The organism is Microvirga sp. RSM25 (assembly GCF_044784385.1).
In the GTDB taxonomy this organism is placed as follows: Bacteria; Pseudomonadota; Alphaproteobacteria; order Rhizobiales; family Beijerinckiaceae; genus Microvirga; species Microvirga tunisiensis.
Genome location: NZ_CP173039.1, coordinates 1,509,316 through 1,521,336 on the forward strand (window position 1 = coordinate 1,509,316; position 12,021 = coordinate 1,521,336).

Consider the following 12,021-nt stretch of genomic DNA (forward strand, 5'->3'; position numbering starts at 1 on the left):
GTTACTGTTCGCGAGGATCGAGCGCATCGCGCAGGCCGTCGCCGAGAAGATTGAAGCCGAGCACGATCAGGAAGATCGCCGAGCCGGGGAAGATCGACATCCAGGGAGCCTGGTCCATGAAATTCTTGGCTGTGTTGAGCATGGAGCCCCAGGATGGGTTCGGCGGCTGCTGGCCGAGGCCGAGGAAGGACAGGCTTGCTTCTGCGATGATAGCGGTCGCGATGGTGAGAGTGCCCTGCACCAGGATCGGCGGCAGGACATTTGGGAACACATAGCGCACCAGGATCCAGAAATCGGGCAGCCCGATGGCGCGCGCGCCTTCCACGTAATCCTCCGCCTTCACGGTCAGCACCTGTCCGCGGGTGAGTCGGATGAAGATGGGCATGGCGGACAGACCGATGGCGATCATCGCGTTGGTGAGGCTGGGCCCGAGGAAGGCCGCGAGCGCGATGGCGAAGATGAGGAAAGGGATCGCCAGCATGGCATCCGTCGCGCGGGAGATCGCAGCATCGATCCAGCCGCCGAAATAGCCGGCGACGAGGCCGAACGGTACGCCGAGCACGATGGCGATGGTCACCGAGACCACACCGGCCATGATAGACGCGCGGGCACCCCAGAGCATGCGGGAGAGAAGGTCACGTCCGAGTTCGTCGGTACCGAACCAGTACAAGGCCGACGGCGCCTTCCGGATGCTCGTGAAGCTCGGCTTGATCGGATCGTACGGCGCGAAGTAGGGGCCGACGAGCGCGACGAGCACGAAGAACAGAACGATAGCGCCGCCGAGAACGGCGCTCCTGTTCTTCAGGAACTTGGTGAGGACGCGGTTACGCTTCTTCGGCAGCGCGACCTCGTCGGCGATAACGGCTGTGGCGGTCATGCAGCGTGCCTCAGGCGGGGATTGACGAGAACGTAAAGGACATCGGCGAGGAGGTTCATGAAGATGAAGCCGATGGCCGTGCAAAGCACGACACCCTGAACCACCGCGTAGTCACGGTTGAACACCGCATCAACGATGAGCTTGCCGAAGCCCGGGATGGTGAAGATCTGCTCCGTGAGCACCGCGCCGGCCAGCAGTTCGCCGAAGAGCAGGGTGGAAAGTGTCACGATGGGCACGAGCGCGTTTCGCAGGGCATGCTTCAGGATGACTTTTCGCGACAGAAGCCCCTTGGCTCGGGCCGTGCGGATATAGTCAGAGCGCAGGACGCCGAGCATAGCGCTGCGGGTATGGCGCATCAGGCTCGCGGCCAAACCCGTGCCGAGCACGAAGGCTGGCATGAGCATGGTCTTGATGTTGAGCCAGAGATCCTCGGTCGGCGGCACATAGCCGGAGGCGGGCAGGAGCTGCCAGCGCACCGAGATCAGCATGATGAGCATGATGCCGAGCCAGAAATTGGGAATGGACAGGCCCGACAAAGCGATGACGTTGGCGGTGTAGTCGACCGCCGTTCCCTTCTTCACGGCCGAGATGATGCCGGCGGGAATGCCGATGGCGAGCGCCACAATCATCGCCATAATGGCCAGTTCCAAGGTGACGGGCAGCTTGCTGAGGATCAGATCGAGAACCGGGATGTCGGTGCGCAGCGAAATCCCGAGATTGCCGGTCAACGCAGATCCGATCCAGGCGAAATACTGAACCGGGATAGGGTCGTCCAGGCGATATTTCTCGCGCAGGTAGGCGAGCACCTGCGGGTCGCGTTCCTCGCCCGCCATGGTGAGAACCGGATCGCCGGGCAGGAGCTTCTGCAGGGCGAAGACCAGAAGCGACACGATGATCAGCGTCGGGATAGCAATCAGTATTCGTCGTCCGATATAGCGCAGCATCAGCTCGTGGAACCCATAACATAGAAGGGCAGGGGCGTGCCCGGTCATTCAACCGGGCACGCAGCTTCTTGGTCGTCTCAGGAGGCGAACTTCACGCCCTGCAGGCGGATCATGCCATCCGGATAGGGCTTGAAGTTCTGGACCTTCTTCGTGTGAACGAAGGGCCAGGGCTGGTAGTAGGTGTAGATGATCGGCAGATCCTGCTTCAGGATTTCCTGCGCGGCATCGTAGAGCTGCTTGCGCTTAGCCTCGTCATTGGTGACGCGGGCGTCGTTCAAGAGCTTGTCGACCTGCTCGTTGCAATAGCGGCCGTCATTGAGGGCGCCCTTGCAGGTGACGAACGGATGAATGTTGCCGTCGGGGTCGACGCGGCCGGACCAGCCGATCACGTTCACGTCGAAGTTGCCAGCCTGGGCTTCCTTCTGCATGGCCGCGAACTCGGTCGGGCGCAGCGAGATGTCGAATCCTGCCTCGGCGGCCATCGCCTGGATGATCTCGGCGATCTGCTGAGCCGTCGTTCCGGTGCCGAAAGTCAGCTCAAGCTTCACCCGGTCGACACCGGCCTCTTTCAGGAGCTGCTTGGCCTTGGCGACGTCACGCTCGGTGGCCTTGAACTTCGGGTTGTTGTAGGGGCTCGCTTCCGGGAACGGCTGACCTGCGGGCGGATAGATTCCCGCGCCGACCACTTCGTTGATGACGTTGCGGTCGATGGAGAGCTCGAGGGCCTGACGGACGCGCTTGTCCTGACCGAGCGGGCTCTTGGCGCGCTCACCATTGTTGGTGTTGATAGTCAGTCCCTGGTAGCCGATGCCGGAGACCGGCGCGAAGACCAGGTTGGAATCGCTCTTCGCCGCCGGAACGTCGCTCGGGGCCAGACGCTCGATGAGGTCAAGATTGCCGGAGCGCAGGTTGGCAAGACGCACGGTCGTGTCCGGGATGGGTTGGAACACGATGCGCTCGAAGTTGAAGTTTTTGGCGTTCCAATGATCGGCGAACTTTTCCAGCACGATGCGGTCGTTCTGGACGCGCTCCACGAACTTGTATGGACCCGAGCAGATCGGCTTCTGGCCGAAATCGGCCGAAGACAGCGCCTTCGGCGACATGATCATGCCGGCGCGGTCGGAGAGCTGGGAGAGCAGGGTCGCGTCGGCGCGGGAGAGATTGACCTTCACGGTCAAGTCGTCGACGGCCTCGACATTGTCCACCGAGGTCAGCTCGCTCTTGCGCAAGGAGTCCGGCAGCGTGCGGGCACGGTCGATATTGGCCTTTACGGCAGCCGCATTCAGTGGCTCACCGTCATGGAATTTCACGCCCGGGCGCAGCTTGAAAGTCAGCGACTTGCCGTCGTCGCCCCATTGCCATTCGGTGGCGAGTTCGGGCGTGAACTTCAGATCGGGCGTGATGTCGACGAGCTTGTTGCAAAGCGACGTGAACACGATGCGCCCGACGAAGGTGCGCGCGCGGTGCGGATCGAGCACATCGGGATCTTCATTCAGACCGATGCGCAGGGTTTGCGCAGAGGCCGCGGTGCTCATCATGAGCCCGGCGGCCAAGGCAAGGAGCAGTCTCTTCTTCATTCTGTCGTCCTCCAATCGTCCTCTGGATGTCGTCTTCTGGTTCAAGGGCTCGTCGTGACGGGCTTATCCTGCCGTTCGCGCCAAGTTCGGTAGAGCGCAAGACGCTTGGCGAGCGCAGCGCTCGGGGGCGGCGCGCTGATGGAGCCGGCGCCCGCTCCCTGGATTTCGCGCCAGAAATGGCAGGCTACCTGCCGACCACCGGGCGCTGTTTCAAGGGCAGGATGCTGCTCCCTGCACACCGCACGGGCGTGGGGGCAGCGGGTATGGAAGCGGCAGCCCGACGGCGGCGCGGCCGGGCTCGGCACATCGCCCTGGAGCAGCGCTTTCGGCTGGCGGTTCATCGGGCTCGGAACGGGAATCGCGGCGAGCAGCGCTTGAGTATAGGGATGCAGCGGGTTGTCGAAGAGCGCATCCGTATCCGACAACTCCACGATCTCGCCGAGATACATCACCGCGACGCGGTCGCTCATGTGACGGATGACGGCAAGGTCATGCGCCACAATGACGAGGGTCAGGCCGAAGCGGCCCTTCAGGTCCTCGAGCAGGTTGATGATCTGCGCCTGGATCGAGACGTCCAGCGCGGAAACCGGCTCATCGCCGATGATCAGTTTCGGGTCGCCGGCGAGCGCCCGGGCAATACCGATGCGCTGGCGCTGGCCGCCGGAGAACTCGTGCGGATAACGGTCCGCGTGGGTCGGCAGCAGGCCGACCGTGCGCATGAGATCGGCCACGCGCTCGCGCTTCTCTCGCCCGGCGGCAAGATTGTGCAGCCAGATGGGCTCGGCAATGATGTCGCCCACATTCATGCGTGGATTGAGTGAGGCATAGGGATCCTGGAAGATAATCTGCAGCTCGCGCCGCAGCTTGCGCAACTCACTCTTGTTGAGCTTCAGGATCGAACGGCCCTCATAGCGCACGTCGCCCTCGGTCGCCTCGATCAGGCGCAGCAGAAGGCGGCCCAAGGTGGACTTTCCGCAGCCGGATTCGCCCACGATGGCGAAGGTCTCACCGCGCCGAATGCCGAGGGACACGCCGTCGACGGCGCGCACGACGGAGGGCGACGAGAGCAGGCCGCCGCTGCCGAAATGCTTCTTGAGGCCAACGCCTTCGAGAATGATGTCGTCCGGGGGCATCACGCTCATAGGTCGGCTCCACGGTGAACTTCGAGAGGGGCGTACCAGCAGCGTGCCCGATGGCCAGGCTTAATCTCGGCGAGTGGCGGCGGATCGTTGGCGCAATGGCTGTCGGAGAACGGGCAGCGCGGCGTGAAGCGGCAACCCTTGGGCATCAGCTCCGCCGGCGGAACTGTGCCGCGGATCGTAGCGAGCCGACCCTGACGACGGCCGAGCGACGGGACGGAACCCATGAGGCCGATGGTATAGGGATGCTGCGGGTCCTCGAAGATCGCCTCGACCGGACCACTCTCGACGACGCGTCCCGCATACATCACGGCAACCTCGTCGGCGACTTCCGCCACCACGCCGAGATCGTGGGTGATGAGGATCATGGCGGTGCCGGTCTCCTCCTGCAGGCGTCGGATGAGAGTGAGGATCTGCGCCTGAATTGTCACGTCGAGGGCCGTGGTCGGCTCGTCGGCGATCAGGAGCTGCGGATCGTTGGCAAGCGCCATGGCGATCATGACGCGCTGGCGCATGCCGCCGGACATCTCGTGCGGATAGGCACGCAGACGCTTCTCGGGTGCGGGAATGCGCACCTTCTTCAGCATCTCGAGGGTCCGCTCCATGGCCTCGGCCTTCGACACCCTGCGGTGGCGGACGATGCCCTCCGCGATCTGGTCGCCGATGGTGAAGGCCGGGTTGAGCGAGGTCATCGGCTCCTGGAAGATCATGGCTATCCGGTCGCCGCGCAGATCTGCCCGCTCGCGCTCGGTGAGGGTCAGCAGATCCTGGCCATCGAACTGGGCCGAGCCTGACACGATCCGCGCCGGCGGCGTCGGCAGGAGCCCCATGAGGGCTAGCGAGGTCACGCTCTTGCCGCAGCCGGATTCGCCCACGATGCACAGGGTCTTGCCCTTGCTCACCGAGAAGGACACGTCGTCGACCACGTTCACGCCCTTGGGCGCGCCATCAAAGCGGACGGAAAGCCCTTCAACATTGAGCAACGGCGGCTCGGCGGCCAACCCGACCTTGCCCGGATTGCGAGTGCCGGTCATTGATTGCTGTGCTGCCTCAAGTCCCATGGAGACGCTGATCCTCGGTGTTTTCAGATATTGCCGCATCTGGATCCCTGCCGTCGGGCAGGGGGCTCGTCATGACTTTCAGAAGCCCGTCGCGCACGAGCTCGAGGTGCTCGCGCATGGCTTCTTCCGCCGCATGGGCCTCGCGCTGGGCGATGGCTGCGATCACGCGCCGGTGCTGATCCACATAGGCCTGCTGACGGGCGCCTGAGCGGGCGCGCTCGCGCAGAAGCCGCCACGTGGCGTCCTGGCGGATTCGATCGACCATGTCGAAGATCGCCAGAAGAAGCGAATTGTTGGCAACCTCAGCAATGGCGCGGTGCAGGGCGCTGTCCCAGAGCTCGCGGCCGTCCGCATCGGACATCGACGCGGTCTTGTTCGCCAGATGCAGGAGCCGCTCGATGTCGCCGTTCGAGGCGCGCAGGGCTGCGAGCCGGGCCAGCGCTGGCTCGATCTCCAGGCGCACGTCCATGACCTCGAGCGGGTTGGTCCGCTTGGACAGTTCCTCGAGATCGGCATGCGGCTCGGGCGGGCGGGGCCCGAGAAAGGTCCCCTTGCCCTGGTGGCGCCAGATCCGCCCTTCGGCCTCCAGCACCTCGAGAGCCCGCCGCAGCGCCCGCCGGCCGATGCCGATCTGCGCCGCCAGCACTCGCTCCGACGGCAACCGCTGCTCCTTGTCGAAGGAGCTGTCCTCCAGGAGAGCCCGCAGCCGCCCGAGGGCGAAGTTCGAGCTGTCCAGCAATGGATCGGGGTTGGACATGAGATCCGGCTCCGTACGAACCAATCTTGCTGCCGGTCCCAAAGTCACGATCCATTGTTTCGTGACTCAAGGCCTCAACGAAACAAGGCTAGCCCAGGGCTGAACCAATTTGCAACTGGTTCGGTGATGGTTCTCTGTTCAAACCTTGCCGGTTCATTGATCAGAAGGGCGAAGAGAGCCGTTATCGCGCCCTGCCAAGCCTTCGCCAGATGCCTAAAGTTTACGCATCGAGGAGCCGGATTTCGGAAATCGCCGAGGGTGGGCGGCTTGGCCTGAAACTTGCTTCAAGTCTCCGGTAGTGGATCACCATTCGCAGCGAGAGCTTTCAGGAATTTGACCAAAGACACACAACCCGGTCAGCGGCCTCTTCGCGTTGCGATCATTGAGGAAAACAGCATCAGGGCGGCCATTCTCATCGATGGATTGCAGGAGGCTGGGATCCTCGACGTGGAGGTCATCGAGACGATGACCAACATGCTCCGGCGCCTGAGCACCGTCGATCCCGACGTGATCATCATCGGCATCGAGAACCCGAGTCGCGACGTCCTGGAGCAGATGTTCCAGGTCTCGAAGCTCGTGTCGCGTCCCGTGGCGATGTTCGTGGACCACTCCGACGGATCCATGATCCAGGCTGCCGTCGAGGCCGGCGTTTCAGCCTATGTGGTCGATGGATTACGCAAGGAGCGGGTGAAGCCCATCGTGGACATGGCGGTGAGCCGCTTCAATGCCTTCGATCGTCTGCAGCGCGAGCTTCTTGAGGCTCGCAGCGAACTGGCGTCTCGCAAGGTGATCGAGCGGGCCAAGGGCATTCTCATGAAAACCAGGCAACTCTCGGAGGAGGAGGCTTATGCCCTTCTTCGCCAAACCGCCATGAACGAGAAACGGAAGCTCGTCGATATCGCCCAGAGTGTCGTGACGGCAGCTTCCCTTCTGGAGAAATAAGCGCGTGTGGGATTTGAAAGACGCGGGGAGCAGCCCCATGCATCAGGCTGGATCGGTGGATGACACTCCTTCGAAAAGGAGGGGACGTCCCGCGCCCGAGCGCCTGGTCCGCATCGGGTTCATCCCCCTCGTCGACATGGCCGTGCTGGTAGCCGCCGCCGAACAGGGCTTTGCCCGCCGAGAAGGTCTTCGCCTGCAGCTGATCAAGGATGTGTCGTGGTCCAACATCCGCGACCGTCTGGCATTTCGCCAGTTCGACGCAGCTCAAATGCTGAGCCCGATGCCGATTGCGTCGCAACTCCAACTGGGATCCAATCCCTATCCCTGCTTCACGCCCTTCGCGCTCGGGCGCGGCGGCAACGCGATCACGCTTTCAGTGGAGCTTTATCGCGAAATGCAGGCTGTCGCGGGGCTTGATGGTTCCGAGGGCGCACTCGCGAACGGCGTGGCTCTGAAGCAGGTGATCGAGCAGAGAAGGTGGGCCGGCAGGAAGCCGCTCGTCTTTGCCATGACCTATCCCTTCTCTTCTCACAACTACGAGTTCCGCTTCTGGCTCGCGGCGGCAGGGATCAATCCCGACGCCGACGTGACCATGACGATCGTGCCGCCGCCGCTCACGGTCGATGCCATGACGGCGCGGGCCATCGACGGCTTTTGCGTCAATGCTCCCTGGAACATGATCGCCGTGGAAAAGGGCGTCGGGCGCATGGTGGCGACCAAGGCCGATATCTGGCCATCGGCTCCGGAGAAGGTGCTGGGCGTGAGCCCGGAATGGGCCGAGGAAAATCCTGAGACCCTGTCGCGCCTCATCGTGGCGCTCGATGCCGCAGCCCGCTGGTGCGACGAGAGACGGAACCACAGCGCCCTGGCGGACATGATGTCGGATCCGGCCTATGTGGGTGTTCCATCCGAACTGATCCTGCGCCTGCTCTCCGGGCAGCTGACGGTCGATCCCGACGGCAGAACGCGGCAGGTGGCGAACTATCTGACATTCAACGATCAGTCGGCGAACTTTCCCTGGATCAGTCACGCCCTGTGGATCTACAGCCAGATGGTGCGCTGGGGACAGGTTGCCTTTGACGTGGCCGGCCTGTCCCAGGTTCAGGCTGCCTATCGCCCAGACATGTACCGGGAGGTTCTCGGGAATTTGGGTCGTTCCGTACCCTCGATCGACAGCAAGATCGAGGGTGTAGGACCGGAGAAGTTCATCGATGGGCGAACCTTCGTGCCCGAGGACATTCCCGGCTACGTCGCAGGTTTCGACATCCGAAACGGGATCAATGCTTCGATTGCCGAATAGGCATTGCACCGCACATAACAAAGGCGCACTGCACAAATTATGACCTTGAGCAAGATATAGGCAGTCTATACCTTTTCTAAGCGAGAGACCGGCAGGACAATGATGTCTGAGCCACTCTCGACGATAGGCCGGTCAACGATGACGGGCCGTTGACGCCTCTCGAAAGGGGCATTTCCCGACAACGACGTCGCTGGATCAGCTGTACCCGCATCGATGCGGAATTCAGTTCATCTCGCGGCGTTTTTTGCTTTTCGGCCGGCTCTGCATGACCCGGCAACAGGCGATCTGCGTCTGCGGTTGAGCCTCATGGCTTCCGGCAGATCGACCTCGACAAAGTTTCATTGACGCTCGTTCGGCGCAACGGCGCTTGGCGGCAGGAACAGGGGAAGCACGATGCAGACACCGAAGATCACCCGTCGAGACGCGCTTCGCGGTGCCAGCGCAGCCTTGACGCTGGCTGCCGCGAAGGCGGCTTTCCCGGGCGGCGCTTTCGCGCAGAGTGCCGAGCCCGAGACGAAGACGGTCAAACTGGGCTACATCGCGCTCACCGATGCAGCCGCTCTGATCATCGCCAAGGAGAAGGGCTTCTTCACCAAGCACGGCTTGCCGGATGCTGAGGTGCTGAAGCAGGCCTCCTGGGGCGCGACCCGCGACAATCTTGTGCTGGGCTCGGAAGCCAACGGCATCGACGGCGCTCACATCCTGACCCCGATGCCCTACCTGATCTCGACCGGCAAGGTGACGCAGGGCGGCGTGCCGACCCCAATGTATGTCCTTGCCCGCCTCAATCTCGATGCGCAGGCAATCTCCGTTGCCGCTGAATACAACGGTTTGAAGTTCGGGCTCGACTCATCTCCGTTGAAGGACGCCTTCGCCAGGAAACGTGCCGCGGGTGGCGATCCGAAAGTTGCGATGACCTTTCCGGGTGGCACGCACGATCTGTGGATCCGTTATTGGCTCGCAGCCGGCGGCATCGATCCCGACAAGGACGTGTCCACCATCGTGGTGCCGCCGCCTCAGATGGTCGCCAACATGAAGGTCGGCACCATGGATGCCTTCTGCGTCGGCGAGCCTTGGAATGCGCAGCTCATCAACCAGAAGCTCGGTTACACGGCGGCCAACACCTACGAGATCTGGAACAAGCATCCGGAGAAGGCCCTCGGCCTGCGCGCCGCCTGGGTGGACAAGCACCCGAAGGCGGCCCGCGCCCTGCTCATGGCCGTGATGGAAGCTCAGGCCTGGTGCGACAAGCTCGAGAACCGCGAGGAGATGTGCAGGATCGTCGGCACCCGCGCCTGGTTCAACGTTCCGGTCGCCGACATCCTGCCGCGCCAGAGGGGCGAGTACGACTACGGCATCGAGGGCAAGGTCGTGAAGGACTCGCCCGGGATCATGAAATTCTGGCGCGATCACGCCTCCTTTCCCTTCAAGTCGCACGACCTGTGGTTCGTTGCCGAGAACATGCGCTGGGGCAAGTTCGAGACAAACACCGACGCCAAGGCCCTCGTCGACAAGGTCAACCGCTCCGATCTCTGGCGTGAGGCGGCGAAGACGCTCGGTATCGCCGCAAGCGACATTCCGGCCAGCGACAGCCGCGGCAAGGAGACCTTCTTCGACGGCAAGGTCTTCGATCCGGAAAACCCTCAGGCCTATCTCGCAAGCCTGCCCATCAAGCGCATTGCGTAACCGTCGGAGAACAGGCTCATGGTTCATTCCGCCCGCGTCCTCGCTCTTCCAAACCCGAAGGCCGCACCGCCCGCTCAGCAGGCAGTGCTCCATCCGCTGGCGCCGAAGCCGGTCAGCGTTCTCTCCCGCGCCGTTCGCATCGGCACCGGCATCGTCACGCAACTGGCCCCGCCGGTTCTGACCATCGCGTTCCTGCTGATCCTCTGGCAGATCCTCGCTTCGAGCCCCACCTCGGCGCTGCCGAGCCGCTGAAGGTGATCGACGAGAGCTGGGAGATCATCGTCAATCCCTTCAAGGTCGGCAACGGCATCGACCAGGGCCTCTTCTGGCATGTGTCGGCCTCTCTCGTGCGCGTCGGGTACGGCTATATCCTGGCGGCAATCGTCGGCATCGGTGTCGGCGTCCTGCTGGGTCAGTCGACGCTGGCCATGCGCGGCCTCGATCCGGTGTTCCAGGTTTTGCGCACCATTCCGCCGCTGGCCTGGCTGCCGCTTTCCCTGGCAGCCTTCCGCGACGGGCAGCCCTCCGCCATCTTCGTGATCTTCATCACGAGCGTGTGGCCGATCCTGATCAACACCTCGGTGGGTATCCGCAACATCCCGCAGGATTATCGCAATGTCGCCAAGGTCCTGCGCCTTTCGCCCATCGAGTTCTTCACGCGCATCATGGTGCCGGCCACCGTGCCTCACATGTTCACCGGCCTTCGCATCGGCATCGGCCTGTCATGGCTCGCCATCGTGGCGGCCGAGATGCTGATCGGCGGCGTCGGCATCGGCTTCTTCATCTGGGACGCGTGGAACTCGTCCCTCATCTCCGACATCATCGTGGCCCTGGTCTATGTGGGCGTGGTCGGCTTCGTGCTCGACCGCTCCATCGCGGCCATCGGCCATCTGCTCACCCGCGGCACTGCCGCGCAGTAGGGAGACGGCACCATGGCTTATCTCAAGATCGATCACGTCAGCATCTCCTTCCAGCGCGCCGGCGCCACGACCGAAGTGCTGCGGGATGTGAACCTCTCCATCGAGAAGGGCGAATACGTCTCGATCATCGGCCATTCCGGCTGCGGCAAGTCCACCGTGCTCAACATCGTGGCCGGCCTCCTGGAACCGAGCCAAGGCGGGGTGCTCCTGGAGGGCAAGGCCGTGAGCGGCCCGGGACCCGATCGCGCCGTCGTGTTCCAGAACCACTCGCTGCTGCCCTGGCTGACCGTGCGCGAGAACGTGGAGCTTGCAGTCAACAAGGTGTTCCGCGGCAGGAAGTCGAAGGCAGAGCGTCGCGACTGGACCCGCCACAATCTCGAACTGGTGCACATGGCCCATGCCGAGAACAAGCGGCCACACGAGATCTCCGGTGGCATGAAGCAGCGCGTCGGCATCGCCCGGGCGCTCGCCATGGAGCCGAAGATCCTGCTGCTCGACGAGCCGTTCGGCGCTCTCGATGCGCTGACCCGCGCGCATCTCCAGGATCAGGTCATGGAGATCCACAGCCGGCTCGGCAACACGATCATCATGATCACCCACGACGTGGACGAGGCGGTGCTGCTCTCCGACCGGATCGTCATGATGACGAACGGGCCTGCAGCCACCATCGGCGAGGATCTGGAGAGTCGATCTGGCGCGTCCCCGTCAGCGCCTCGAACTCGTCGGTAATTCCACCTACAACGATGCCCGTGCGGCTGTGCTGGAGTTCCTCTATGCACGCCACCGGGCTCCGACACTCGCAGCGTGAGGAGAGTGAC

The 12,021-nt window shown here is 63.2% G+C and carries 9 protein-coding genes and 2 pseudogenes; 5 read left to right on the forward strand and 6 right to left on the reverse strand.

From position 1 onward, the window contains the following. Position 1 precedes the first annotated feature (1 nt). From ACD578_RS07245 to ACD578_RS07270, 6 genes are all read right to left on the reverse strand, one after another. Positions 2-877, reverse strand: a complete 876-nt coding sequence (locus ACD578_RS07245) for an ABC transporter permease (RefSeq protein WP_404292020.1) — start codon at positions 875-877, stop codon at positions 2-4. Then, positions 874-1,821, reverse strand: a complete 948-nt coding sequence (locus tag ACD578_RS07250; RefSeq protein WP_404292021.1) for an ABC transporter permease — start codon at positions 1,819-1,821, stop codon at positions 874-876. The genes ACD578_RS07245 and ACD578_RS07250 overlap by 4 nt, the downstream gene beginning before the upstream one ends. A gap of 77 nt (positions 1,822-1,898) precedes the next feature. Beyond that, positions 1,899-3,398, reverse strand: coding sequence for an ABC transporter substrate-binding protein (locus ACD578_RS07255; protein ID WP_404292022.1), 1,500 nt, complete (start codon positions 3,396-3,398; stop codon positions 1,899-1,901). A gap of 41 nt (positions 3,399-3,439) precedes the next feature. Then, positions 3,440-4,540: an ABC transporter ATP-binding protein gene (locus ACD578_RS07260; protein WP_404292023.1), complete on the reverse strand. Its 1,101-nt coding sequence runs from the start codon at positions 4,538-4,540 to the stop codon at positions 3,440-3,442. After that, entirely contained in the window at positions 4,537-5,571 is a 1,035-nt protein-coding gene (locus ACD578_RS07265) for an ABC transporter ATP-binding protein (protein WP_404292024.1), read from the reverse strand. Before ACD578_RS07265 ends, ACD578_RS07260 begins: the two co-directional genes overlap by 4 nt. A 16-nt stretch (positions 5,572-5,587) precedes the next feature. After that, a complete protein-coding gene (locus ACD578_RS07270) occupies positions 5,588-6,355 on the reverse strand; it encodes a FadR/GntR family transcriptional regulator (RefSeq protein ID WP_404292025.1) in 768 nt (255 codons plus the stop codon). A 333-nt stretch (positions 6,356-6,688) separates the two neighbouring features. Here ACD578_RS07270 and ACD578_RS07275 point away from each other — a divergent pair, with 333 nt between their 5' ends. The 5 genes and pseudogenes from ACD578_RS07275 (at position 6,689) to ACD578_RS07295 (ending at position 12,011) form a co-directional block, all read left to right on the forward strand. After that, entirely contained in the window at positions 6,689-7,297 is a 609-nt protein-coding gene (locus ACD578_RS07275) for an ANTAR domain-containing response regulator (RefSeq protein ID WP_404292026.1), read from the forward strand. Positions 7,298-7,334: 37 nt separating this feature from the next. Further along, positions 7,335-8,597, forward strand: a complete 1,263-nt coding sequence (locus tag ACD578_RS07280) for a CmpA/NrtA family ABC transporter substrate-binding protein (protein WP_404292027.1) — start codon at positions 7,335-7,337, stop codon at positions 8,595-8,597. Positions 8,598-8,990: 393 nt separating this feature from the next. Further along, positions 8,991-10,283 carry a CmpA/NrtA family ABC transporter substrate-binding protein gene (locus tag ACD578_RS07285; protein WP_404292028.1) on the forward strand — a complete coding sequence of 431 codons (1,293 nt, stop codon included), beginning with the start codon at positions 8,991-8,993 and terminating at the stop codon, positions 10,281-10,283. Positions 10,284-10,301: 18 nt separating this feature from the next. Then, positions 10,302-11,203 (forward strand): annotated as a pseudogene (gene ntrB, locus ACD578_RS07290) (nitrate ABC transporter permease). A gap of 12 nt (positions 11,204-11,215) precedes the next feature. After that, positions 11,216-12,011, forward strand: a pseudogene (locus tag ACD578_RS07295) (ABC transporter ATP-binding protein). Positions 12,012-12,021 lie beyond the last annotated feature (10 nt).

What these genes read in the sequence shown, in the direction of transcription:
- ACD578_RS07245 (WP_404292020.1), bottom strand. Translation starts at nt 877, where the DNA reads ATGACCGCCACAGCCGTTATCGCCGACGAGGTCGCGCTGCCGAAGAAG.
- ACD578_RS07250 (WP_404292021.1), bottom strand. Translation starts at nt 1,821, where the DNA reads ATGCTGCGCTATATCGGACGACGAATACTGATTGCTATCCCGACGCTG.
- ACD578_RS07255 (WP_404292022.1), bottom strand. Translation starts at nt 3,398, where the DNA reads ATGAAGAAGAGACTGCTCCTTGCCTTGGCCGCCGGGCTCATGATGAGC.
- ACD578_RS07260 (WP_404292023.1), bottom strand. Translation starts at nt 4,540, where the DNA reads ATGAGCGTGATGCCCCCGGACGACATCATTCTCGAAGGCGTTGGCCTC.
- ACD578_RS07265 (WP_404292024.1), bottom strand. Translation starts at nt 5,571, where the DNA reads ATGACCGGCACTCGCAATCCGGGCAAGGTCGGGTTGGCCGCCGAGCCG.
- ACD578_RS07270 (WP_404292025.1), bottom strand. Translation starts at nt 6,355, where the DNA reads ATGTCCAACCCCGATCCATTGCTGGACAGCTCGAACTTCGCCCTCGGG.
- ACD578_RS07280 (WP_404292027.1), top strand. Translation starts at nt 7,335, where the DNA reads ATGCATCAGGCTGGATCGGTGGATGACACTCCTTCGAAAAGGAGGGGA.
- ACD578_RS07285 (WP_404292028.1), top strand. Translation starts at nt 8,991, where the DNA reads ATGCAGACACCGAAGATCACCCGTCGAGACGCGCTTCGCGGTGCCAGC.